The 23,245-nt window shown below is 64.4% G+C and carries 20 protein-coding genes and 1 riboswitch; of the genes, 9 read left to right on the top strand and 11 right to left on the bottom strand.

Features of this window, described 5'->3' with window-relative positions; all coding sequences use genetic code 11:
- Positions 1-13 precede the first annotated feature (13 nt).
- A riboswitch (TPP riboswitch) is annotated at positions 14-120 on the bottom strand.
- A gap of 78 nt (positions 121-198) precedes the next feature.
- The 3 genes from Q0L48_RS14750 to Q0L48_RS14760 form a co-directional block, all read right to left on the bottom strand.
- Entirely contained in the window at positions 199-666 is a 468-nt protein-coding gene (locus Q0L48_RS14750) for a hypothetical protein (protein ID WP_296722209.1), read from the bottom strand.
- Between the two features lie 106 nt (positions 667-772).
- Positions 773-2,053: an amidohydrolase family protein gene (locus Q0L48_RS14755; RefSeq protein WP_296722211.1), complete on the bottom strand. Its 1,281-nt coding sequence runs from the start codon at positions 2,051-2,053 to the stop codon at positions 773-775.
- 110 nt (positions 2,054-2,163) lie between these two features.
- The gene (locus tag Q0L48_RS14760; RefSeq protein ID WP_296722212.1) at positions 2,164-3,123 is read right to left on the bottom strand and encodes a MipA/OmpV family protein; all 960 of its coding nucleotides are present in this window, start codon (positions 3,121-3,123) and stop codon (positions 2,164-2,166) included.
- A 162-nt stretch (positions 3,124-3,285) separates the two neighbouring features.
- On the opposite strand from Q0L48_RS14760, the gene crtY reads away from it, so the two are divergent.
- The 7 genes from crtY (at position 3,286) to Q0L48_RS14795 (ending at position 11,779) form a co-directional block, all read left to right on the top strand.
- Complete coding sequence (crtY, locus tag Q0L48_RS14765; RefSeq protein WP_296722214.1) at positions 3,286-4,548, top strand: lycopene beta-cyclase CrtY; 1,263 nt, start codon at positions 3,286-3,288, stop codon at positions 4,546-4,548.
- 59 nt (positions 4,549-4,607) lie between these two features.
- A complete protein-coding gene (locus Q0L48_RS14770; protein WP_296722268.1) occupies positions 4,608-6,116 on the top strand; it encodes a phytoene desaturase in 1,509 nt (502 codons plus the stop codon).
- On the top strand, positions 6,113-6,547 hold the full coding sequence (locus Q0L48_RS14775; protein WP_296722215.1) for a hypothetical protein: 435 nt from the start codon (positions 6,113-6,115) through the stop codon (positions 6,545-6,547). The genes Q0L48_RS14770 and Q0L48_RS14775 overlap by 4 nt, the downstream gene beginning before the upstream one ends.
- 1 nt (position 6,548) lies before the next feature.
- The gene (locus Q0L48_RS14780) at positions 6,549-7,130 is read left to right on the top strand and encodes a TIGR00730 family Rossman fold protein (RefSeq protein WP_296722217.1); all 582 of its coding nucleotides are present in this window, start codon (positions 6,549-6,551) and stop codon (positions 7,128-7,130) included.
- A 9-nt stretch (positions 7,131-7,139) separates the two neighbouring features.
- Complete coding sequence (locus Q0L48_RS14785; RefSeq protein WP_296722218.1) at positions 7,140-8,123, top strand: phytoene/squalene synthase family protein; 984 nt, start codon at positions 7,140-7,142, stop codon at positions 8,121-8,123.
- Between the two features lie 103 nt (positions 8,124-8,226).
- A complete protein-coding gene (locus tag Q0L48_RS14790; RefSeq protein WP_296722220.1) occupies positions 8,227-10,095 on the top strand; it encodes an acetyl/propionyl/methylcrotonyl-CoA carboxylase subunit alpha in 1,869 nt (622 codons plus the stop codon).
- Between the two features lie 130 nt (positions 10,096-10,225).
- Positions 10,226-11,779, top strand: a complete 1,554-nt coding sequence (locus tag Q0L48_RS14795; RefSeq protein WP_296722223.1) for an acyl-CoA carboxylase subunit beta — start codon at positions 10,226-10,228, stop codon at positions 11,777-11,779.
- A 99-nt stretch (positions 11,780-11,878) separates the two neighbouring features.
- Here Q0L48_RS14795 and Q0L48_RS14800 read toward each other — a convergent pair whose 3' ends face one another.
- On the bottom strand, positions 11,879-13,132 hold the full coding sequence (locus Q0L48_RS14800; protein WP_296722224.1) for a multidrug effflux MFS transporter: 1,254 nt from the start codon (positions 13,130-13,132) through the stop codon (positions 11,879-11,881).
- Positions 13,133-13,259: 127 nt separating this feature from the next.
- On the opposite strand from Q0L48_RS14800, the gene dinB reads away from it, so the two are divergent.
- On the top strand, positions 13,260-14,405 hold the full coding sequence (gene dinB, locus Q0L48_RS14805) for a DNA polymerase IV (RefSeq protein WP_296722225.1): 1,146 nt from the start codon (positions 13,260-13,262) through the stop codon (positions 14,403-14,405).
- 7 nt (positions 14,406-14,412) lie between these two features.
- On the opposite strand, the gene Q0L48_RS14810 is transcribed toward dinB, so the two are convergent.
- The 7 genes from Q0L48_RS14810 to Q0L48_RS14840 form a co-directional block, all read right to left on the bottom strand.
- Positions 14,413-14,883, bottom strand: a complete 471-nt coding sequence (locus Q0L48_RS14810) for an NUDIX hydrolase (protein WP_296722226.1) — start codon at positions 14,881-14,883, stop codon at positions 14,413-14,415.
- The gene (locus Q0L48_RS14815) at positions 14,883-15,503 is read right to left on the bottom strand and encodes a 6-phosphogluconolactonase (RefSeq protein ID WP_296722228.1); all 621 of its coding nucleotides are present in this window, start codon (positions 15,501-15,503) and stop codon (positions 14,883-14,885) included. The genes Q0L48_RS14810 and Q0L48_RS14815 overlap by 1 nt, the downstream gene beginning before the upstream one ends.
- 71 nt (positions 15,504-15,574) lie before the next feature.
- Positions 15,575-16,036 carry a DNA starvation/stationary phase protection protein gene (locus tag Q0L48_RS14820; protein ID WP_296722229.1) on the bottom strand — a complete coding sequence of 154 codons (462 nt, stop codon included), beginning with the start codon at positions 16,034-16,036 and terminating at the stop codon, positions 15,575-15,577.
- A gap of 121 nt (positions 16,037-16,157) precedes the next feature.
- Positions 16,158-16,721: a hypothetical protein gene (locus Q0L48_RS14825; RefSeq protein WP_296722231.1), complete on the bottom strand. Its 564-nt coding sequence runs from the start codon at positions 16,719-16,721 to the stop codon at positions 16,158-16,160.
- A gap of 44 nt (positions 16,722-16,765) precedes the next feature.
- On the bottom strand, positions 16,766-18,130 hold the full coding sequence (locus tag Q0L48_RS14830; RefSeq protein WP_296722232.1) for an alkaline phosphatase PhoX: 1,365 nt from the start codon (positions 18,128-18,130) through the stop codon (positions 16,766-16,768).
- Between the two features lie 9 nt (positions 18,131-18,139).
- A complete protein-coding gene (locus Q0L48_RS14835; protein WP_296722234.1) occupies positions 18,140-19,189 on the bottom strand; it encodes a phytase in 1,050 nt (349 codons plus the stop codon).
- Between the two features lie 12 nt (positions 19,190-19,201).
- Positions 19,202-22,030, bottom strand: coding sequence for a TonB-dependent receptor (locus Q0L48_RS14840; protein ID WP_296722235.1), 2,829 nt, complete (start codon positions 22,028-22,030; stop codon positions 19,202-19,204).
- A 196-nt stretch (positions 22,031-22,226) separates the two neighbouring features.
- Here Q0L48_RS14840 and Q0L48_RS14845 point away from each other — a divergent pair, with 196 nt between their 5' ends.
- The gene (locus tag Q0L48_RS14845) at positions 22,227-23,021 is read left to right on the top strand and encodes an SDR family oxidoreductase (RefSeq protein ID WP_296722237.1); all 795 of its coding nucleotides are present in this window, start codon (positions 22,227-22,229) and stop codon (positions 23,019-23,021) included.
- Positions 23,022-23,245 lie beyond the last annotated feature (224 nt).

Consider the following 23,245-nt stretch of genomic DNA (forward strand, 5'->3'; position numbering starts at 1 on the left):
AAGCGGACCTTTGGTGCGATGACCAGCCCACTCCCTCCGCCGATGCTAATCGGTTCAGGTTCGACGGGTCGGACGGTGCTAACCGCCCCTCTCAGCCAAGCGGCTCCCCGGGGATGGGCCATCATTAGCGCGTCACCGCAGACAAATCCAGCGGTTCGGAACAGGCGCGGCGCTTTGGCCGCGCTCAGCGCGTGCGCCCTATTGAGGGTCCGCGCGCTGCGAATGGAAGAAATCGAGCTTCCAGCGCGTGCCGTCATGAACCAGCACGGCGGATTCGAGCCACTGCACGGGCCGCACATCGGGCGGGGTGCCCGCACTGCCGGTATTCTCCCACTGCGACCACGCGACATCGCAGCGCACAGTCGTGTCCATCGGGCCGAGGTTCCAGTTGATCTCGACCCCATTACCGAGCGCTTCGACGACCACGTCGACAAGCGCCGCGCCGGGAAAGCGCTGGCCCACATCGAAAGCGTAGAAGGACGCGGTCGTCACCTGCTCGAACGGGTCTTTGTCCTCCGTGCGCAGGGCAGCGAAGAAATCGTGAATGGTCTGCTCGATCTCTCCGGGCGCGGTAACGGGATCAGGACATTGGGCGGTGCCAGCATGGGCTGGCACGCCGAGCGACAAGGCCGCAGCAAAGGCGGCAAGAAGGGCTGCTGAGTTCATATCCGGGACAATGCGCCGCCTGCCTGCCAAGTCAATCTGCGGCTCGACCATTCTTGCCTTGCGCGCGCGGGATTTCATCGCTCGACTGGCCGGATCGCCCGCGCCCCTATTCGATCACCCGCCCGCGCACCATCACGAAACCGACATCCTCCAGTACGGTGACGTCGGCGAGCGGATTGCCATCCACCGCGATGATGTCTGCCGAATAGCCGGGCGCGAGGCGTCCGATCTGGTTTTCCATGCCCAGCACCTTGGCCGCTTCGGTGGTGGCGCTGGCGAGCGCTTCGCGGTTCGACATGCCCTGCGCTGTCATCAGCGCCAGTTCCTCGGCATTGCGGCCATGCTGGAACACGCCCGCATCGGTGCCGAACGCCACTGTCACGCCATACTCGCGCGCGCGGCTGACCAGCGAAGCCATCAGCGGCTGCACGGCGCGGATTTTCCCTTCGACGACGGGGGTGTAGATGCCCTTGCCCAGCGCTTCGCTGACGCCTTCGAGCGCCATCAGCGTCGGCACCAGCACGGTGCCATTGGCTTTCATCGCGCGTGCCGCAGCTTCATCGAGATAGGTGCCGTGTTCGATCGAATCGATCCCGGCTTCCGCCGCCTGCTGGATACCGCGTGCACCGTGGGCGTGGGCCATGACCTTCAGCCCGAGCGAGTGCGCGGTGTCGGCAATCGCCTTCATTTCTTCAGGCGTGAAGTGCGCCTCGAGCCCGCGGTTCTGCTGGCTCAGCACGCCGCCTGTGGCAGTGATCTTGATGACGTCCGAGCCGCGCTGGCTGGCGAGCCGCACCTTGGCCGCGCATTCAACAACGCCGGTGCAGGTGAAACCGCTGGTCAGCACATCGTTGACCTGGGACCGGAAGCTGTTGATGTCGGCGTGGCCGCCAATGATCGACAAAGCTGGCCCGGCTGCGACGATGCGGGGCCCGGGCACCACGCCCTCGGCTGTGCCGCGCCGCAGGGCGAAGGCGGTGTCGCGCCCGCTGCCCGCTTCGCGAACGGTGGTGAAGCCCGCGCGCGCGGTGACCAGCGCATTCTTCGCGCCCACGACCACGCCCCATTCGTCGGGCTCGGTCGCTTCCTTCCAGAAATCGCCGCCGGGATCGCCGGTCAGGTGGGTGTGCAGATCGATCAGGCCGGGCAGCACGGTCATGGTCGAAAGGTCGATCTCGCGGTCGGCAGTAACCGGTCCGGCGCCCGGCGTGATCGATACGATCTTGCCATCGGTGACGAGAATGGTCGCCGGGCCGGACGGCTCGCTTGCGGCATCGGTCAGCACGGAACCGGCGCGGATCGCCACGGTTTCGGCTGCCAGCGGGGCGGCCAGCACCGCACCCAAAGCGCCCACAAATCCCGCCACACGGCGCACACGTCGCGTCATCAATTCTCTCCCGTCAGGTATCCCAATCCCGCGCCGGTGATGCGCCGGGCGGGGGCGTATTGCAAGACCTGCGGGGCAGGATCACCGGCAGTCCGGCGCGCTGCCGGTGATCAGAACGTGTAGCCCAGACCTAGGCCCAGCAGGAACTGGTTCGGATCGCCGCGCAGCGCGGTGTAGGGGGTGTCCGCCCCGTCGCCGATCATCCGCGAATAGCCCACAAGACCATAGACATTGAGCCCGCCGTTGAGCGCATTGCCGTCCAGATCGACGGAAATAATCGCCAGCGTGCCGAGGCGGTTCAATCCGCCGTCGGCGGTGAACACCGGCAGCCCGCTCGCCGCGCTTTGCGCGGGGCTGACGGAGAAATAGTAATCAGCAAAATTATCGTCGACGATCTCGGCGCTCGCGCCGACCTGCACCAGCATTCCGCGCCCGATCGGGGTGGCATAGGTCACGCCCGGCTCGATCACGCGGCCTTCATGCGCGCCCAGCACATCCCAGCGGGCGTTGGCCGACACGGTGAGCGAATCGAAGCGGTTCAGCACGCCCGGAAAACTCAGACCGGCGTTGATCCCCAGCTCCAGCGCGTTGTCGAGCTGCCCTGCAGCATCCACCACGTCATCCCCGCTGTCGACCGCGCGGTCGTTGCGGAACCGGAATGTCGGGCCGAGCGAGAGAGTCGGCTTCTTGTCGCGCGATACCACCGACGGCTGGGGCGAAAGGAAATCGAGCGAAAGCCCCGCTGCAGCCGGACGGAAGCCGATCCCGCCGACCCGGCCAACGATCAACGGCAGCGGAAACAGCTGGAAATTGTTCGATCCGGCATAGGTCGGCACCAGGCCTGCGCCCAGGCCGACGGTGGCCCAGTTCCCGTCGAACACCGATTTGAACGCGGGCGCGCCTGCGGGCGGAACTGCGGCGACTTCCTGTGCCTCTTCCGGCTGGACAGCCCCGACCTCGTCCCTGACCTCTGTTGTTGCGACAGCCTCGTCAGCCAGCGCGGGCACTGCACCCAATAGCAGCGAAGCCGCACACAGGGCGATCGTAGATACGGCAGCAGCGGGCTTCATGGGGCGATCCTTGGTCGAGTGATGCGGGCTTGATGCGAACCTGTCTCAAAAAAGAGAGCGCGGCGTTTATGTTCCCGAAGCGCATGTTGCAACACGCTTTCGTGCCGCAGGCGGCGGCGCGACATTGCCGTTCGGTTCAGGCTGGCCTAGGGCTGGCAGGGCATGAGCGATTCACCGCACATTGATGTTTCCGATGGCGCAGCCGCGCAGGACATCGTCATCGTCGGCGGCGGGCTGGCGGGCGGGCTGATCGCGCTCGCGCTGCATCGCCATGCGCCGGATTGCCGGTTCCTGCTGATCGAGGCCGGGCGCACGCTGGGCGGACACCACCGCTGGAGCTGGTTCGAAACCGATCTCGCCCCGCAGGCCAAGGAATTGATGGCCGGCTTCGCGCTCAACGGCTGGGACGAAGGCTATGACATCACCTTCCCCGGGCTTGGCCGCACCCTGCCGACATCCTACCGGTCGCTCGCCAGCGCCGAATTCCATGCCAAGCTGATCGCCGAATTACCGGCTGACCGGGTGATGCTGGGCACGAAGGCAGACAGCCTCGATGCAGGCGGCGTCACGCTGGCCGATGGCACCCGGGTTGCTGCCAGCCGCGTGATCGATTGCCGCCCGTTCCGCGCCTCGCCGCACCTTGCGGGCGGATGGCAGGTGTTCCTCGGCCAGCATTTCCGGTGCGAGACGCCCCACGGCCTCATCCGTCCGGTCATCATGGATGCCAGCGTCGACCAGCTGGCGCCGCACGGCAACGGCGCGGCCTACCGCTTCGTCTATGTCCTGCCGCTGTCCCCGACCGAGGTGTTCGTAGAGGACACCTATTACGCCGACCAGCCCAAGATGGACGCCGAGGTGCTGAAAGGCCGGGTCGCTGAATATGCCCACCGCCACGGTTGGAAGGGCGAAGTGATCGATTCCGAAGCGGGCATCCTGCCGGTGATTTCCGGCGGGGACTTTGCCGCTGCCCAGGCGGAAATCGCCATTCCCGGCGTCGCCCGGGCCGGCGCGCGCGGCGGCTTTTCGCACCCGCTCACCAGCTACACCCTGCCGTTTGCAGCCGACAACGCGCTCGCCATCGCGCGGCTGATCGCCGCGCGCCCTGCGCTCACCGGCGCGGAGCTCGCCGCCTTCTGCACCCGCCGGGCCAAACGCCACTGGCGCGCGACCGGCTACTACCGGATGCTCAGCCGGATGCTGTTCGAAGCGGCCGAGCCGGACAAGCGCGTGGTGGTGTTCGAACATTTCTACGCCCTGCGCGGCAATCTGGTCGAACGCTTCTACGCCGGGCGCTCGACATTGCCGGACCGGCTGCGCATCCTGACCGGCAAGCCCCCCGTATCTATCGGGCGTGCCATCCGCGCGCTGTTTTCCCCAGGGAAGCCCTTGGACACCAAGCCACTCAAGATGGAGACCCCGGCATGAACGCCGATGTGAAGCTGAACCTTGGCACCCCGACCGGCGTGAAGGGGGTCAATCCCGCCATGGCCGAACGCTATGCCGGGCGCACCGCCTGCGTGATCGGCGCGGGCTTCGGCGGCATGGCGCTGGCTGTGCGGCTGCAATCGGCAGGCATCGCCACCACCGTGATCGAAGGCCGCGACAAGCCGGGCGGGCGCGCCTATTTCTGGGAGCGTGACGGCTTCACCTTCGATGGCGGGCCGACCGTTATCACCGATCCGCCCTGCCTTGAAGAATTGTGGAAGCTGACCGGCCACGACATCGCCGAAGATGTCGAGCTGATGAAGGTCATGCCGTTTTACCGCCTCAACTGGCCCGACGGCACCAACTTCGAATATTCGAACGACGAGGAACAGCTCAACGCGGAAATCGCCAAGCTGAATCCGGCGGATGTGGCAGGCTATGCCCGGTTCCTCGAATATTCGGCGCGGGTGTACGAGGAAGGCTATCTCAAGCTTGGCACCAAGCCGTTCCTCGATTTCAAGTCGATGCTCAAAGCCGCCCCGGCCCTGATCAAGGAACAGGCGTGGCGCAGCGTCTATTCGATGGTGTCGAGTTACATCGAGCACCCCAAGCTGCGCGAAGCCTTCAGCTTCCATTCGCTGCTGGTGGGCGGCAACCCGATGAACACCTCGTCGATCTACGCCCTGATCCACAAGCTGGAGAAAGACGGCGGCGTATGGTGGGCGCGCGGCGGCACCAACCGGCTGATCGCAGGCATGGTGCGCCATTTCGAACGATTGGGCGGCACGATGCGCGTCGGCGATCCCGTGGTGCAGGTGCACACATTAGGCACCAAGGCGACCGAGGTCGAAACCAAGAGCGGCTTCCGTCAGCGCTTCGATGCGGTCGCCAGCAATGCCGACATCATGCACTCTTACAAAGACCTTCTGTCGGGCAGCGAGCGCGGCAAGAAGGTCGCCAAGAGCCTCAACCGCAAGAGCTTTTCGCCGTCGCTGTTCGTGGTGCATTTCGGGCTGGAGGGCACTTGGCCCGGCATCCCGCATCACATGATTTTGTTCGCCAAGCGTTACAAAGGCCTGCTCGACGACATCTACAAGAACGGCGTGGTGCCCGAAGATTTCGCGATCTACCTCCACCACCCGACTGTGACCGATCCGAGCATGGCGCCCGAAGGCAAGAGCACCTTCTACGCGCTCGTCCCCGTCAGCCACATGGGCAAGATGCCATTGGATTGGGACGAAGTCGGCCCCAAGCTGGAAAAGATGATCCTGGATGAATTGGGCCGCCGCCTGATCCCCGACATTCACAGCCGGATCATCACCAAGTTCAGCTACGCACCCAAGGACTTCAAGCAGGACCTGAACGCCCACATGGGCAGCGCCTTCAGCCTCGAACCGGTGCTGTGGCAGAGCGCCTATCTGCGCGGCCATAACCGCGACGATGTGATCGACAATTACTATCTCGTCGGCGCAGGCACCCATCCCGGCGCGGGCATTCCCGGCGTTGTCGGGAGCGCCAAGGCGACCGCCGGGCTGATGCTGGAGGATCTGGCCAAGGTGGGTGTGTGAGCCTCGTCGAGGCGGTCAATGAAGGCTGGGGCTGGACTGGCCTGACCGCCACACGGGTTGTCGCCCAAAGCCCGATGGGTCACCTGATTGTCGCCAATGCCGACGAAACATTGTTCTACCTCGATCCCGACGGCATGGCGATTATCCCCTTGGGGACAGAGGCCGAAGCGCAAGCACATCTCGCGAGCGACGAAGCAAAGCAGCTGTGGAGCGGCGGCGCACTGGTCGAAGAAGGAAAAAAGCTTTTTGGCGAGCCGCCCGTAGGTTCTGTCTTTACAATCAAGCCCCATGCCATGATCGAGGGCCGATACGAACCGGAGAACCTTTGCGTGATGCCGCTCGATGAACTGATAAGGTTCACCGGCGATGTCGCGCAGCAGATCAAGGAACTTCCGGACGGCTCGCAAATCCAATTTGAAGTGACCGACTGATATGAAACGTCTCGCCGTCTATTGCGGTTCGGCCTCGCCCGAAGATCCGCGTTATATCCAGCTTGCCTATGATGTCGGCGCAGAATTGGCGCAGCGCGGCATTGGCCTTGTCTATGGCGGGGGCAAGCTTGGCCTGATGGGCGCGGTTGCGCGCGGGGCAAAAGACGCGGGCGGCGAGGTCATCGGCATCATTCCCGAAAGCCTCGTCCGCGCAGAAGTCGCCAACCACGATTGCGACGAGCTCATCACCGTCAGCGGGATGCACGAACGCAAGCAGAAATTCACCGACCTCAGCGACGGCTTCGTGACGCTGCCCGGCGGGGTCGGCACGATGGACGAATTGTGGGAAGCGATGAGCTGGTCGCAATTGGGCTATCACTCCGATCCGGTGGGCGTGCTCAATGCCTTCGGGTTCTATGACGATCTGCTCGCTTTCAACGCGAAAATGGCGGCGGTCGGCTTTGTCCGGCCTGCGCATCAGAACATCCTGATCGCGGCCGACACCATCGGCGAACTGCTCGCCAAGATGGAAGCCTACCAGCCGCACACGCCGATCTTCCGCATGAAGGCCGAGGAACTGTAGGCTCGCACGATGGGGGTCGATCCTGCCACCCGCGCCGCGCTTGTCGAACATGCGCGGCTTTCGATCAAGAAGGGCTCGCAGAGCTTTTCCGCCGCTGCGCGCTTGTTCGACCGCGAGACCCGCGAACGGGCATGGCTGCTATACGCCTGGTGCCGCCGGGCAGACGACATCGCCGATAATCAGGACATGGGCGGCGAATTGGGCGACCAGTCCGATCTGGCCGGTCGGCTCGGCCTGATCCGCCGCCTGACCGCGCTAGCGTTCGCAGGCGAGCCGACCGGCGATCCGGCGTTCGACGCTTTGGGCGTGGTCGCGGCCGAAGTGGGCCTGACCCCGGCGATGGCCGAAGACGTGATCGCCGGCTTCCAACTTGACGCCGAAGACTGGCGCCCGCGCACCGAGGCCGACATGCTGCGCTATTGCTACCACGTGGCAGGCGCGGTCGGCGTGATGATGGCGGTGGTAATGGGCGTCGACCCGAAGGATCAGGAAACGCTCGACCGGGCGAATGATCTCGGCCTCGCCTTTCAGCTATCGAACATCGCCCGCGATATCGTGGAAGATGACGCGGTGGGCCGCTGCTATCTGCCCGAAATCTGGCTGGTCGAGCAGGATATCGAGCCCGGCCAGCACACCAAACCGCACCACCGCAAGGAACTGGCCGCGATGGCCGCGCGGCTGGTGGCGCTGGTGGAAAAGCACGAGGCGGCAGCGCGCGTGGGCGCGGCGAAACTCCCCTTCCGCAGGCGCTGGGCGGTATTGTCCGCTGCGCGCATTTACGGCGCAATCGGCCGGAAAGTGCGCAAGCGCGGGCCGGACGCTTGGGCCACCCGCACCTATGTTCCGCGCGGCGAAAAGGCACTGTATGGCGTGCGCGCGTTCCTGTCTGCGGTGCTCAACCGCGAAAAGGTGCCGGAAGGCGGCATCCACTGGGGGATTGCGGATTATAGGCCCAAGCCCCCCAACCCGTCGTCCACCCCGCCCTCGGCCTGACCCGGAGTCCAGCTTCCTTCAGGTGCCAAAAGTAGCGGGGTTCAGGATCAAGCCCGGGACTGGGTGGTTTCTTTTCTGGCAGACTGCGATTAATCCCACCCCCATGATCACCAAACTCCTCATCGCCAATCGCGGCGAGATTGCCTGTCGCATCATCCGTACCGCCCGCGCGATGGGCGTTGCCACAGTCGCGGTCTATTCCGATGCCGATGCCAAGGCGCTGCATGTGCGCTCCGCTGACGAGGCGGTGCACATCGGCCCCTCGCCCGCCGCCGAAAGCTATCTGGTGGGCGCGAAAATCATCGCGGCGGCCAAGCAGACCGGGGCGGATGCGATCCATCCCGGATATGGCTTTCTTTCCGAGAACGCCGATTTCGCGCAAGCCGTGCTGGACGCTGGCCTGATCTGGGTCGGCCCCAAGCCCGCCAGCATCCGCGCGATGGGCCTGAAGGACGCGGCCAAGGCGCGGATGATCGAAGCTGGCGTGCCCGTCACCCCCGGTTACCTCGGCGCGGACCAGTCGCTCGAACGCCTCACCGCTGAGGCCGAGGCCATCGGCTACCCTGTCCTCATCAAGGCGGTCGCGGGCGGCGGCGGCAAGGGGATGCGCAAGGTCGATGACCCGGCAGACTTCGCCGCTGCGCTCGAATCCTGCCGCCGCGAGGCCAAGGCCAGCTTCGGCAATGATGAGGTGCTGCTCGAAAAGTGGATCACCTCGCCCCGCCATATCGAGGTGCAGGTGTTCGGCGACGCGCACGGCAATGTCGTCCACCTGTTCGAGCGCGATTGCTCATTGCAGCGCCGCCACCAGAAGGTGATCGAGGAAGCCCCCGCCCCCGGCATGGACGAAGCCACCCGCGAAGCAATCTGCGCCGCCGCCGTGCGCGCTGCCAAGGCGGTCGATTACGAGGGCGCGGGCACAATCGAATTCATCGCCGACGCCAGCGAAGGCCTGCGCGCCGACCGCATCTTCTTCATGGAGATGAACACCCGCCTGCAGGTGGAGCACCCCGTCACCGAGGAAATAACCGGTGTCGATCTGGTCGAATGGCAGCTGCGCGTGGCGAGCGGCGAGGCGTTGCCGAAGCGGCAGGAGGAACTGTCGATCAACGGCCATGCCATCGAGGCGCGGCTCTATGCGGAAGACCCGGCGAAGGGGTTCTTGCCAAGCATTGGACGGTTGGAAATGTTCTCGATCGACGATGGCACCAGCCGGATCGAAACGGGTGTCGAACAGGGCGACGAGATTTCGCCGCATTATGATCCGATGATCGCCAAGCTGGTTGTTCACGGCAACGACCGTGAGGCGGCGATCTGGCGGATGGAAGATTGCCTGGAAGAACTGCTGGTCTTTCCGGTCAAGACAAACGCGCCCTTTCTGCTGCGTGCGCTGACCTCGGATGAATTTGAAGGCGGTCAGCTCGACACCGGGCTGATCGCGCGGCATCCGGATTGGGCCGAGGCTGTCGCACTTTCGCAAGCCGCAATCGATCAGGCGGCCTTGCCCTTTCTCCGACGAGGCAGTGATGCGTCGGGCCTAGCGCCTACCGGCTTCCGCTTGAATGCCGCCCCGCGTACCGCTGTGGCGATGATGCATGGCAGCGAAGTCGTGACCGGCGATCCTGCGCGCTCGTTCGAGGGCGTGCTTCAATATGATGATGGCGCAACAGTCTGGGTCAACGAATCGGCTGAGACATTCGCCTTGCGGCCCTTCGCGGCACGCGGCACCGGACAAGCCTCCGCCGCCGATGGCGCGATTATCGCGCCGATGCCGGGCAAGGTCATCGCGGTCGACGTCAGCGAAGGCCAGACCGTCACCGCCGGGCAGCGGCTCTTGGTGCTCGAGGCGATGAAGATGGAACACGCCCTCACCGCGCCCTTCGACGGGGTGATCGAGGGGCTGACCGTGAGCACAGGCGCGCAAGTGCAGGTCGAGGCGGTGTTGGTGACGGTGGTGCCGGCAGAGGACTGATCCCTCTTTTCGTCATTGCGAGCGTCAGCGAAGCAATCCATCACCTGACCTCGCCAATCGGCGCAACGCCGGTTCATGGATTGCCGCGTCGCCTGCGGCTCCTCGCAATGACGAGGGAGAGGGAGAGCCGATGACCTGGGCCAAAGAACTCGAAGAACTGCACGCGCGCGAGGCGCTGGCCGAGCAGATGGGCGGCGCGGACAAGGTTGCGCGTCAGCATGGGCGCGGCAAGATGGATGCCCGCGCGCGGCTGGCGGCACTCTGCGACGAAGGCTCCTTGCGCGAAATCGGCAAGATCGCGGGCAGCGCGAAATATGACGCCAATGGCGACCTCGCTTCAGTCACCCCCGCCCCCTTCCTGTTCGGCAAGGCGCTGATCAATGGTCGCCCGGTGGTCGCGACCGCGGACGACTTCACCATTCGCGGCGGCGCGGCGGACGCGGGGATTGCGCGCAAGATGGTGCAGGCCGAGATGATGGCGCACCAGATGAAGCTCCCGATCATTCGCATGATCGACGGCACGGGCGGCGGCGGCAGCGTCAAGACGCTCGAACAGATCGGCGCGACCTATATCCCGGCGGTGCCCGGCTGGGGCGATGTGGTGACGAACCTCGACACCGTGCCGGTGGTAGCGCTGGCGCTCGGGCCGACGGCGGGCCTCGGCGCGGCGCGGACGGTGGCGAGCCATTACTCGATCATGGTCAAGGGCCTCAGCCAAATTTTCGCCGCTGGCCCCGCCGTGGTCGATGGCCTTGGCGAGGCTTACAAAGGCGGCGCGGCCAACCACGAGGAAGCCAAGGAAGCCCTCGGCGGCAGCGCGATCCACACCCGCAACGGGGTGGTGGATGATGAAGTCGCTAGCGAGGCCGAAGCCTTCGCCCGCGCGCGGCATTTCCTCAGCTTCATGCCCGAATATGTCGGCCAGCCTGCGCGGCGCTCGGCCTGCGATGATCCGACAGACCGGCGCGAGGAGGCGCTGCTCAGCCTCGTGCCGCGTGACGCGAAGCAGGTCTATTCGATGCGCCGCTGTATGGAGATGCTGTTCGATACCGGCACCGTGTTCGAAATCGGCAGGCACTGGGGCCGCGCCGCGATCACTGCGTTCGCGCGGCTGGATGGCTGGCCAGTCTGCGTGGTGGCGAGCGATCCGAGCTATCTCGGCGGGTCATGGGAGGCGAAGACCTCCGACAAGGTCGAGCGTTTCGTGCGCCTTGCCGACCAGTTCCGGCTCCCCATCGTCCACTTGGTCGACAATCCCGGCTTCATGATCGGGCGCGAGGCGGAAATGGCGGGGACGATCCGTTACGGCGTCAATGCGATGAACGCGATCTACCGCGCCACCGTGCCGCTCGCCAGCATCGTCATGCGCCGTGCCTACGGGATTGCAGGCAGCGCGATGAGCAATGCCGACCGCTACCAGTACCGCTATTGCTGGCCGAGCGGCGACTGGGGCAGCCTGCCCATCGCGGGCGGGCTGGAAGTCGCCTACAAGGCGGAACTGGAAGCGGCGGATGATCCTGCCGCCCTGCTCGATGAAATCCGCGAACGCCTCGGCAAAGTCACCTCGCCGTTCCGGTCAGCCGAACGCTTCAATGTCGAGGACATCATCGACCCGCGCGATACGCGGCCCTTGCTGTGCGAATTTGCCGGGCTGGCGTGGAGAAAGCTGGAAAGCGAGCGCTGATCCGGTCCGGAGGGCCGCAAGGGCGACCGCCTGCCCGCAGCGGGGGCGGCTATCCTGCCCGTCTAGCGAGGACCGCGCGCCCGGAGGGGCGTGCGGAAATCAAGAAGCGCCCAGCCCAGCCTCGGCATCGGACGGCCCGAACAGCTTGCCCTTCTCGCTCAGCAGCACCAGCACCAGACACGTGAGCCCGCTCGCCAGCAGTGCCAGCGCCAACGGCCTCGCCGTGCCATCGAACGCATAACCGATCGCCCCGCCCAGCAGCGCTGCCGTGGTCATGCGGACAAATCCGTGCGCCGAACTCGCTGCACCGGCGATGTTGAAAAACGGGTTCATCGCAATCGCGCCGAAATTGCTGCCGATGAAGCCGAGCAGCGCCATGTTGATCGCCATCAACGGCACGAACACCCACAGGCTTTCGTCCGGCTGAAAGGCGAAGAACACCTGCACCCCGGCCACCGCGATGAACACAAACAGCGCGGTGTGGCTTACCCGGCGCGCGCCGAAGCGTTCGACGATGCGCGAATTCGACCAGCTCGCAACCGCCATCGATCCCGCGCAGATACCGAAGATATAGGGAAAGATGTCGCCCGCGCCGAAGGTTTCGCTAATCAACTGCTGCGAGGAATTGATGAAGCCGAACAGCGCACCGAACACCAGCGCGCTGCCAATCACGTATCCGGCGACGCTCGGCAAGGCGAGCGCGCGGGTCATGTTGACCGCGATGGAGCGCGGGCGGATCGGCTGGCGGTTTTCTTCGGTCAGGCTTTCGGGCAGGCGGATGTAGACCCACGCTGCCATGCCTGCACCCAGCACCGCCATCGCGCCGAAGATTGCGCGCCAGCTGCCGAATTGCAGAATGATCTCGCCGATGGTCGGGGCGATTGCGGGCACCATCAGGAAGATCACGAAGATCAGGCTCATCATGCGTGCCATCTTGTCCCCGCCCACCCTGTCGCGAATGATCGCAGGGGGCAGAGCGATGACTCCGGCGGCGAAGAAGCCCTGCACCGCTCGTACCGCGATCAGCGCGTCATAGGTGGGGGCCAGCGCGCACAGCATCGACAGCACGATATAGACCGCAATTGCGCCCAGCAGGATCGGCCGCCGCCCGAACCGGTCGGCCAACGCGCCGGGCACCAGCGAACCAATCCCGCCGGCTAGCAGGAACACGCCGATCACGAATTGCCGGTCGTTGCCCTGAACCGAAAGGTCCGCCGCCAGCGCATCCAGCGCAGGCAGAATCGCGTCGATCCCGAAAGCGTTGAGCGCCATCAACAGCGCCATCATCCACAACAGCTCGCGTTCACCGAGAGCCTTGCGTAGCGGCACAGCAGGGGCGGACGAGGTGGCCATGCCTGGGCCTTTGCCCACTGGTTCGCCGGAAGACCACTGTTCTTTTCGCATCTGCACAAAATCGTGGGCGACGCGGAAAGTTCCAGCAATGGTTCCTTCGCAGGCCCGAAGGTTCTATTTGCGGCGCATGGCTGCCCATCCGCCTGAATCCGACGACGACGAGGCGCGCCAGGATCAACTGGGCCTGCGCAAGATCATCCATGTCGACATGGATGCCTTCTTCGCCAGCGTCGAACAGCGCGACAATCCGGAGCTGAAGGGTAAGCCGGTGGCGGTCGGCGGCGCGGGCGGGCGCGGTGTGGTGGCGGCGGCGAGTTACGAAGCGCGGGTGTTCGGGGTGCGCAGCGCCATGCCATCGGTCACCGCCAGCCGGCTATGCCCCGATCTGGTGTTCGTGCGCCCGCGCTTCGATGCCTACAAGGAAGCAAGCCGACAGATCCGCCGGGTGTTTGAACATTATACCGATCTGATCGAACCGCTGAGCCTCGACGAGGCCTATCTCGATGTCACCGATGACAGGCTCGGGATCGGCAGCGCGACCCGCATCGCCACGCTGATCCGGCAGGAAATCCGCGCCAAGACCCGGCTGACTGCAAGCGCGGGGGTGAGTTACAACAAGTTCCTCGCCAAGCTCGCGAGCGATCAGAACAAGCCCGACGGGTTGTGCGTGATCCGTCCCGGTCAGGGCGCGGCTTTCGTCGCCGGGCTGCCGATCCGGCGGTTCCACGGAGTCGGGCCTAAAGCGGAGGAGCGGATGCAGCGCCTCGGCATAGCGACCGGCGCCGATCTGACGGCGAAGAACATCGCCTTTCTGCGCCAGCACTTCGGCAGCATGGCCGATTACCTCTACCGCGCGGCGCGGGGGATCGACCTGAGGCCGGTGCGCGCCCACCGCATCCGCAAATCGGTCGGCGGAGAACGCACTTTCTCAGAGGATATCGGCAGCGGGGCAGCACTGCGCGACACGCTGGAAAATATCATCGCCATCGTGTGGGACCGGATCGAAGCCGCGGGCAGCGATGGCCAGCCGGTACGCGGACGCACGGTGACGCTGAAGCTCAAATTCACCGATTTCCGGATCATGACCCGCGCCACCTCGCTGCCGCACTGGGTTGCAGGCCGCGACGAGTTCGCGACGGTGGCGCGCGCATTGCTGGAAGCGGAATTGCCACTGCGCGGGCCGATCCGGTTGATGGGACTGACGCTCGGCAATCTCGAAGGCGCCGAAGAACCCTGGCAACGGCCCGATACGGCGCAACTCTCGCTGCTATAGCGTCCTGCTATGTCCCCCGCGCCTTCCATGCCGTGATCCGCGCGCGGGTCGAGCGGCCCAGCGGCTCGGGCAGCGAATGCGACGGGAAGAACCGCGCTTCCACCACTTCGCGCCGGTCGGGCCGGGGGCGTTGGTCACAAGTGGCGGTGAACAGGTGCGCGGTGTGCGGTGAGCCCGACAGCACCTCCTCCAGCGTGGCGAATTGTTCGATCCGCGCCAGTGCGATGCCCAGTTCTTCGTGCACCTCGCGCCGCGCCGCCTCCAGCGGGTCTTCGCCCGATTTCAGCCCCCCGCCCGGCAAAGCCCAGACATCGGGACCGTAGGAATGCCGCAGCAAAAGCACATCGCCGCCGAGGTTGGTGATGATGACGCTGACCCCGGCAATCGGCGCCTTGCGCCAGCGCCGCCAGTAATGGCGCGCGATATGTGCGATCGGCAGCAAAGTGCGGTGGAGCCGGGCAGGAAGCAAGGCAGGCATCAGGTGAACACGGTGACTGGAATGCTGTTGGCCGCTGCGAGCCGCAGCAAACGTGCAACAGGCAAATCGTGCTCCCCGCGCAGCGCCGCCTCGAAAACCGCGCGCTTGTCCGCCGCGCCGCCCAGCGTGAACAGGATCACGTCAGTATTCGCCAGCGCCGGCAATGTCAGCGTGATGCGGTCGAACGGCGCGTGGGCGGGCAGCGGATCGGGCGTCAGGCGGCGGATTTTCTGCGGATCGCCGGATTGCGGGTCGGTGTTGGGGAACAGCGAAGCGATATGACCGTCAGGCCCCATGCCGAGCCAGGTCAGCGCGAAATGCGGCGGGTTTGCGCCCTCCGCCAGCGCCATGATCTGCGCGCCTGCCGGTTCCAGCAACGCGCGGATCTTGCCGGTGTTGGAGGCTTCGTGATCTTCGGGCACGATGCGGTCATCATTGGGCCACACGTCGATCCCTGCCCAATCGAGCCCTGCGGCGCGGCGATCGATCAACGCAGCAAGGATCGGAAACGGGGTCGAGCCGCCGGGAATGGTGATCGCACCCGCGCCCGCCAGTTGCTGTGCCAACCAGTCGGCAATCGCTTCCGGCCCCGTATTCTCGATGGTGGTGACGTCCTTCATGGACGCACCCTAGCAAAAGGGCTGCTCCCGCATACCGGAAACAGCCCCTTTTTTGATCTTGCGTAAAATTATCAGCCCAGAAACGAGGACAGGAACCACACGCGCTCTTCGGCCATGTCGGTCCAGTCGTCCAGCAGCCCGTCAGTGGCATTGTCGCCCGCCTGCTCGGCAAGGCCCTTCATCTTCTTCAACCGGTCGACCACCTTCTGGTTGTCGTCGCGCAATTCGGCGATCATGTCCTCGGCGCCGAGCGAGGTGCTGTCCTGATCCTTGATCTGGGTGTGTTGCGCAACCGACCCGATCGAAGTCAGGGTGTCACCGCCCTGCTTGCGCACACGCTCGCCAATGACGTCGATCTGGTCGCGGATTTCGATGGCCTGCTCGTCGAACAGCAGGTGCAGGTCGCGGAAGCGCGGGCCCTTCACGTGCCAGTGGAAGTTCTTGGTCTTGGTGAACAGCGCGAAGTGATCGGCCAGAAGACCGTTGAGTTCGGCAATCAGGGCGCCTTTGGAATTGGTGTTGGCATCAGCCATGGACTTCTCCTTTATTGTGCAGAATGCGGCAAAATCGTGCCGCTGAGATGGTTATTGTTACAACGGACGAACAGGGATCTGGTTTCACCATTATTCAATTCGCAATAATCGAACAAAGCGATCAGAATGCGTCGTAGCGGGCGTTCAATCCGATGAAGAGTGCCGCAAGAATAAGGCATAAGGCCAGTCCGCGCCGGAGTACCGGCAGCGGCAGCCGCTCCAGCCCGGCTGAACCCAGCGACCAGCCCATCGCGACCGCCGCTGCGCCCCCCAGCGCGCCCCCCAGCGCGGCGGTTGCGGGCAGACTCGCTTGCGCAGCAAAGGCGAACACCGCGAACCGCGCCCCGTCACCGATCTGCCGCGCGGCAAGCACGATGGCGACTGCGCCGAGCGAGCGGGTCGGCTCGCGCGGTGGCTTGAACTTGACCTGCCAGCCGAGTTCGAACCCGGCGAGGGCCAGCGCGAAGGCGACCAGCATCTGCGCCGCACGCGGCGGCAGCATGGCGGCAAATTCGCTCCCCAACCATGCCATCACGCCAGCGCTGGCGCAGGCCGAGACAATGCCGATCAGCAACAGCGGCACACTGCGCCCGAGCGCATCGGCCCAGCGCGCAACCAGCCACTGATCGCGCCCGCCCAGCGCCAGCGCAAACACCAGCAGCAGCGAAAAGATAAAGCTGTCCACGTCCCTGCCCTAAAGCCCTGGCGGACCTGCGCAAATCAAGCGGCTCAGGCCGCCCACGGTCCGGTAATCGCCAGCGTCGCGGTAGGGGAATAGGCGTTGACGAACATCACCTTGCCATCGGGCGAGAAACACCCGCCGGCCAGCTCCGTCTGCGCATTCAGCCGCGCAAAGGTATAGGCGCGGCCTTCCGGCGTGATCCCGCGAATGTGGTTGTCGACCACGTCGGTATATTGATCCTCGCACACGATCAGGTGGCCGTTCGGCGCGACGGCGAGGTTGTCGCCGTAGTTGAACTGCGCTTCGCTTTCGCTTTCGAAAAACAGCTCGACCATGTCGGGCGCGCCTGCGAGGCCGGGGGTCAGCTTCATGATCTGGCCAAGCTGCTTTGCCCCGCCATTGGTGCAGCAGGCGAAGACTTCGCTCTTGCCGCGGTTCACACCCATGTGCAGCCCCTCGCCGCGCGCGATCAGCGTTGCGCCCTGCGCAGCGGCGCGGATGCGCAGGTCATCTTGGGGAGCCTCGGGGTTGTCGAGATTGATCCAGCTGACGCGATACGGCTTGCACAGCGCCATTGTGCCGTTTGTCCAGTTACGCGAATCCGGCAGACCCTCGATCACGATCGCCTGCAACCGCCCGCCTTCGGCCAGCTTGCCCGGCACCTTTGGGACGAAGCGGTACAGCACCCCGTCATTGCGGTCTTCGGTCATGTAGACGATGCCGGTTGCCGGATCCACGGCGGCAGCCTCGTGATTGAAGCGGCCCATCGCGGTCAACGGCACGGCATCCACCAGCCCGCGCGCCGAGGCGGGGACTTCAAACACCCAGCCATGATTGCGCTCCAGCCCGTCGCCGTAACGCTGGCCCGGCCCGGTCGGCGCTTCCTCGCAGGTCAGCCAGGTGCCCCACGGCGTCACCCCGCCCGAACAATTGCGGATGGTGCCGCCAAGACTGCGGAACTGGCGTTTGACCGCCAGTGTCGCGGCGTCGAGCACGATATTGGTCGTCCCGCCCGGCACGAACACGCCGTCGCGCTTGCCGAAGCCCCTGGCGATGCTCCCGCCCGCATCATGCTGCGGCTGCAATTCGTGGTTGCGCACCAGCGCGATTTCCCCGCCTCCGATGTCGAAACAGCCCATCCCGTCGGCGCGGTCCGGCACGGTGCCGCCGTCGCCCATCGCATCGCCGAGGCTTGAGATGACACGGTACGAAAAGCCCTGCGGCAGATCGAGCAAGCCCGCCGGATCGGGCACCAGCGCGCCATATCCGGCGAAACCGCCGCCCGCCGCCGCAGCGCGGGTCGTGGCAGGCGCGCCGCGGGTCATGCAGCCGCTGGCGGCAAGCGCGGCAAAGGCAGTGGCGGTCGCGCCGAGGAAAAGGCGGCGGTCAGGTGCTATGATGGGTGCGGTCATACCGCTCACTTAGGGCCGAGCCTCCAGCGCGGCAAGGATCGCGTCCCAGCGAGCATATTTGAAGTTCTGCGCAAAGGGCGGGTTGATCCCGTCCTGCGCGATGAAGATGCCGCCGGGAAAATCGGGGCCGAAATCGCGGTTATCGACTTCGATCCCGTCGGTTTCCTCGGTGCTGCCGAATGTATCCGCCGCGATCCGGAACCGGCCCAGCGGGGTCATGTCGGGCAGACGCCACACCGCATAGGCATTGTCGCCCTGTGACGATCCGATCAGATAGCCGCCATCCTCGCCTTCGGGCGCGATGGCGAGCCCTTCGAGATCGGCGACCAGCAGCTTGTTGTCGATCGGGGCGACCATCCGCTTGGCACCGGTGGCGGTGTCGATCGCCCAAAGCCCCGCGACTTCCTCACCAATATACAGCGTGCCGGTGCGCGGGTCTGCGATGCAGCCTTCAGGCTGGCTCGGCACGGCGGCAATCGTGGTGGTGGTTCCTGCGAAATCAGCGTCCCGGCGGCTGATCACGGTGCTGTAAATCACCCCGTTCTTGGGAGCGCTGAAGACGCGAAAGCTGTCACCCGGCACCGTTCCCGCATTCGGCTTGTCGATGCAGATGCCGTATCCTTCGCCCGGCCCAACCGCGACCTTGCCTGCCGGGATCAGTTTGCCGGTCGCCGTATCGAGCAGCGCCAGTGTGATCTGCGCCGTGGCCAGATCGCTGCGATCGCTCGCCGCGACCACCACCGTGCCATCGCCCAGTTCAACCACATCGACATTGTTCAGCCCCGGCGCGGCAAGGAAGCCCTTTTCCGTGCCCTTCAGGTCGTAAACGTACAGCCCGCCCTTCTTGTCGGTGCCGACGATCAGGCTGGCCGCCGGGCTCGCCGGATTGCGCCAGATCGCCGGATCATCGGCCGCGTCTTCGTTGGTGGTGCCGACCGGCGGAGTCTGCGCCGTCGCGGTGACGGTGACGGCCGGATCGCCGGTGATCGCAGGGATTGTGGCGCAAGCACCGGTGATCCCCAGCGATAGCAGCGCGAAAGCGTGAAAGGGTCGGATCATCATCGCATCCTATCAGAAGGTGAGGCGCAAGCCGCCCTTCATCGTCCAGTTGTACTTTTCGAACTGCAGCACGTTCTGCCGTCCGCCCTGCCGGTTGAAGGCGAAGTATTCGGCGTCGTTGATGTTGATCCATTCGAAATAGACCTGCAGGTTCTTGCTCACCGAATAGCGACCGGTGAAATCGAGCTGGAACAGGCTGTCGACGATGCGGTCCTCGTCTGCGCTCGAGTCCGTTTCATCGAGGTAGCCATCACGATAGGTGCCGGCGAGCCGCAGCGAGAGCGGGCCCTTTTCGTATCCGAGCACGCCGTTGAAAGTGTGCTTGCTGGCGCTGGGCAGCGTGATCTCGCGGAAGGTCGGCGTATCGGTCACCGCCCCGAGATCGCTGTCGGGAATCAGGCCCTTGGCATCGGTGAAGGTGTAATTGGCCTGCACCAGAAAGCCCGACAGCGCACCGGGCAGGAAGTCGAGCTGCTGCGAAAATCCAAGTTCGATCCCGAAGATTTCGGCGGTCGAACCGTTGATGTTGGTTTCCGCTTCCTCGAAATCGATACCCTGGAAGCTGCCCGGCTCTTCGACCACGACGCCGACGATGAAATTGTCGATTTCCTTGTAGAACAATCCGGCGGTCAGCGCGCCGTTGCTCGACATGTAATATTCGACGGTCGCGTCGAAATTCCATGCTTCGTAGGGGACCAGATCGGGGTTGCCGATGGCCGCCTCGTTGTCCTCGTTGATTTCGAACCGCGGTGCGAGCTGCGCGATGTTGGGGCGCACCAGGCTGCGATAGCCTGCCAGCCGCATGATGAGGTTTGGCTGGGCTGCGTAACGAATGTTGAGGCTGGGCAGCCAGTGATCGTAACTGCGGTCAATCTCGCGCTGCGTGACGATTACGGTGTCATCAGCTGCCACGCCGCCACCCGGCAAATCCTGCCCTTCGTCGATCAGCCGAACCACGTTGCCGCGCATCCGGTTGTCGGTGCGTTCGTAACGCACCCCGCCGATCACCAACAGCTGATCGCTTTCCCAACGGCCAAGCAAGTAACTGGCGAAGATGTCCTCTTCGACCGTGTAGGTTTCGTTGTTGCTGGCGATCGTGGAATCAATTGCGTTCAGTTCGAAATCGCTGCGGTTGGCATTGAAGAAGTCGGTTGCCTCGGTGAAGCCCGGCAGAGGAGAGATATCGGTGAGGCGGTAGGTCTGCCCCGCTCCCAGCGCATCGGCGAGGGTGTAATTGTCGTTTTCGTAGAATTCGACCCGTCCAGCGAAGCCCTTCTCGCGCCAGCGCGCCTTGGCGCCGCCCTGAATGGTCAGCGTTCCGGCATCGCTGTAGATTTCGTAGCCGAGATCGAGCCGGACGGCGAATTCCTCGTCCTCGCCAAGCGAGGCTGCGGTGAATTCGACTTCATCGAGGCCGTAATTCAGCGGATCGAGGAAGCCTGCACTGTTACCCGTCACCGAATACAGCGGAATGCGCGGGTTGCTGTAATCGAACCCGATTTCCAGCCCGGAATCCTCGAAATTGGCGTCGAACCGGGTCGGATCGACCGAACCGTCCTTGGTTTCGGAGGATTTCGCCCAGCTCACCGCGTAATCCGCCTTGAACGCGCCGAACCGGCTTTCGCCGCCAAACACCACAGTGCGGATGCGGCTGATCTCCAGACGATCCTTCACACGGCGACGGATTTCGATTTCGGCGTCTGTATCATCGAACACCGCATTGGTGCCGCTGCCAGAAACATTGGCATCTTCAAGAATGAAGATCACGTCGCGGCGGAATTCCTGGTCGCTGAACTCGCTGTAGACGCCCTTGAGGTAAAGCTCGGTATGCTCGCCCACTCGGGCATCGAAGCCCAGCGTGGCGCTGATGCGTTCGCGTTCGACATCGTAATCGCGGTACTGGATTTCCTCGGCATAGACGAGCCCGCCGTCCTCCTGCCAATCCGCACCTTCGACGTTGTCGCTTTCGAATTCACGCTTGTAATAGGAAAGACCGCCGGTGACGCCGAAATTGTCGCTCAGCCTGTTGGCGAAATCGAACCCGACGTCGGGCGTCAGCTGGCCCGAATAGTCGTTGTAACTGCCCCCCAGTTTGACCACGTAGAGATCGTTCTTGCGGTCGAATGCGCTGGTGGTCTTGATCTCGATCGACGCGCCGATGGTATCGCCGTCCATATCAGGCGTGAGCGACTTCTTCACTTCGATCGATTCGATGATCTCGGACGAAATCACGTCCAGCGCAACGCCGCGTTCGTCGATCCCGGGTGCGGGAACGCGCACACCGTTGAGCGAGGTCGCGTTGAGGTTCGGGTCGAGCCCGCGCACCGTCACAAACCGGCCTTCGCCCTGATCGTTGAGCACGTTGATGCCGGGCAGACGGCGCAGCGATTCGGCGACGTTCTGATCCGGGAACTGACCGATGGAATCGCGGGTCAGCACATCGGACACGCCATCCGCTGTGCGCTTGCGCGACAGCGCCGAGGCGAGGTTGGCGCTCTGCCCCAGCACCAGAATATCCGATCCGGTGTCACCGAGCACGAAGTTCTGGCGCACCAGCCCTTCCGCCGGGACGTTGATCGTGAACCTGACCGCTTCCGCACCGACATAACGGGCGGTGATGGTGTAGGTGCCTTCCGGGACGTCGTTGAACACGTAGGTGCCGTCCCTGCCGGTGACGGTGCGGCGCCCCAGATCCTCGATCACCACTTCGGCGGCCCCGAGGCCGGCTGTGTCACTGGCATCTGCGACCGTGCCGATCACTTCCCCGGCATATGCGGGCGCAGCCAGACTGACGGCGAGCGCAAGCGCGGCGCTGCCGGTGGCAAGACGAATGCGAATCATCGATTTTCCCCTGTTGGTGCCCCCGTTGCGGGCCAACTTGTGGTCGCCTCTAGTCGCCGTTGGTGACGCAAGGGTGACCTCCCGGTTACGCTTGCATGACACCCGAAATAAACGCCCGATTGCCGCAATCGCAGAGATGGCGCACGCGCTCCGAAGCGGTTAGCGAAAGGGAAAACACTCACAGGAGAGCGAGACAATGAAGATCGAAGCGGGCATGGCCGCCGTGGTCACCGGCGGGGCGAGCGGACTTGGCAAGGCGAGCGCAAAGGCCTTTGCCGATGCGGGCATGAAGGTCGCCATTTTCGACATCAACGACGAAGCTGGCGAGGCCCATGCAGCCGAGATCGGCGGCACGTTCCACCATGTCGACATCATGGACGAAGCATCGGTCGAAGCGGGCTTCGCCGCCGCGCGCGCCGCGCATGGGCAGGAACGCGTGACGCTGCACTGCGCAATGGCGAGCAAACGCGGCAAGACGCTAGGCTGGGACAAGGAAGCCGGCGCCTACAAACGGCTTTCGACCGAGGATTATGCCTTCGGGGTGCAAGGAATCCTTGTCGCCAGTTACCGCATCGCCAGCATTTCGGCGCTGGGCATGGCCAATGCCGATCCCGTCAATGACGACGGCGAGCGCGGCTGCGTGATCCTGACCGCCAGCGTCGCCGCGCAGGACGGGCAGATCGGGCAGGTCATCTATGGCAGTTGCAAGGCCGGGGTGAACGGGCTCGTCCTGCCGATGGCGCGCGATTTGATGGACATGGGGATCCGGGTCAATTCGGTGATGCCCGGCATTTTCGCCACGCCATTGATGCTCGGCATGAAGGATCGCAACCCGCCGATGTGGGCGCAATTGAACGCATCCGTGCCCTTCCCCAAGCGCCTCGGCGAACCGGAGGAATTCGCGTCACTGGTGCTGGAGATCGCGCGCAACAGCTACATCAACGGCCACCAGTTCCGGCTCGACGGCGCGATCCGGATGCCGCCGCGATAGACTGTTAGCCCCGGCAACGAGGCCCTGGCGAGACCTTGGCGAGACCCCCGTGCAGCGCGCGCGGAATGCGAAGCTGTGCGGGCTGCCGCGTTTCTCGCTGAGACGCAGCGAACCGTCCCATTTCTGCAAATCTTTGCGAATTCATAGGTTCATACAATAACAGCTATAGTAATTCTAATTTGTTTCTTCACTGCAACACAAGAGTGACAATTCAATCTCCGATA

This window comes from Erythrobacter sp. (assembly GCF_024305245.1).
In the GTDB taxonomy this organism is placed as follows: Bacteria; Pseudomonadota; Alphaproteobacteria; order Sphingomonadales; family Sphingomonadaceae; genus Erythrobacter.

Bases quoted from the DNA above. Each gene is read 5' to 3' on its own strand.
- Q0L48_RS14770 (WP_296722268.1), top strand. From the start codon at position 4,608: ATGGCCGAACGCTATGCCGGGCGCACCGCCTGCGTGATCGGCGCGGGC.
- Q0L48_RS14800 (WP_296722224.1), bottom strand. From the start codon at position 13,132: ATGGCCACCTCGTCCGCCCCTGCTGTGCCGCTACGCAAGGCTCTCGGT.
- Q0L48_RS14845 (WP_296722237.1), top strand. From the start codon at position 22,227: ATGAAGATCGAAGCGGGCATGGCCGCCGTGGTCACCGGCGGGGCGAGC.
- Q0L48_RS14790 (WP_296722220.1), top strand. From the start codon at position 8,227: ATGATCACCAAACTCCTCATCGCCAATCGCGGCGAGATTGCCTGTCGC.
- Q0L48_RS14840 (WP_296722235.1), bottom strand. From the start codon at position 22,030: ATGATTCGCATTCGTCTTGCCACCGGCAGCGCCGCGCTTGCGCTCGCC.
- Q0L48_RS14780 (WP_296722217.1), top strand. From the start codon at position 6,549: ATGAAACGTCTCGCCGTCTATTGCGGTTCGGCCTCGCCCGAAGATCCG.
- Q0L48_RS14815 (WP_296722228.1), bottom strand. From the start codon at position 15,503: ATGAAGGACGTCACCACCATCGAGAATACGGGGCCGGAAGCGATTGCC.
- crtY (WP_296722214.1), top strand. From the start codon at position 3,286: ATGAGCGATTCACCGCACATTGATGTTTCCGATGGCGCAGCCGCGCAG.
- Q0L48_RS14795 (WP_296722223.1), top strand. From the start codon at position 10,226: ATGACCTGGGCCAAAGAACTCGAAGAACTGCACGCGCGCGAGGCGCTG.
- Q0L48_RS14820 (WP_296722229.1), bottom strand. From the start codon at position 16,036: ATGGCTGATGCCAACACCAATTCCAAAGGCGCCCTGATTGCCGAACTC.
- Q0L48_RS14750 (WP_296722209.1), bottom strand. From the start codon at position 666: ATGAACTCAGCAGCCCTTCTTGCCGCCTTTGCTGCGGCCTTGTCGCTC.
- Q0L48_RS14830 (WP_296722232.1), bottom strand. From the start codon at position 18,130: ATGACCGCACCCATCATAGCACCTGACCGCCGCCTTTTCCTCGGCGCG.
- Q0L48_RS14755 (WP_296722211.1), bottom strand. From the start codon at position 2,053: ATGACGCGACGTGTGCGCCGTGTGGCGGGATTTGTGGGCGCTTTGGGT.
- Q0L48_RS14810 (WP_296722226.1), bottom strand. From the start codon at position 14,883: ATGCCTGCCTTGCTTCCTGCCCGGCTCCACCGCACTTTGCTGCCGATC.
- Q0L48_RS14835 (WP_296722234.1), bottom strand. From the start codon at position 19,189: ATGATCCGACCCTTTCACGCTTTCGCGCTGCTATCGCTGGGGATCACC.
- dinB (WP_296722225.1), top strand. From the start codon at position 13,260: ATGGCTGCCCATCCGCCTGAATCCGACGACGACGAGGCGCGCCAGGAT.
- Q0L48_RS14785 (WP_296722218.1), top strand. From the start codon at position 7,140: ATGGGGGTCGATCCTGCCACCCGCGCCGCGCTTGTCGAACATGCGCGG.
- Q0L48_RS14760 (WP_296722212.1), bottom strand. From the start codon at position 3,123: ATGAAGCCCGCTGCTGCCGTATCTACGATCGCCCTGTGTGCGGCTTCG.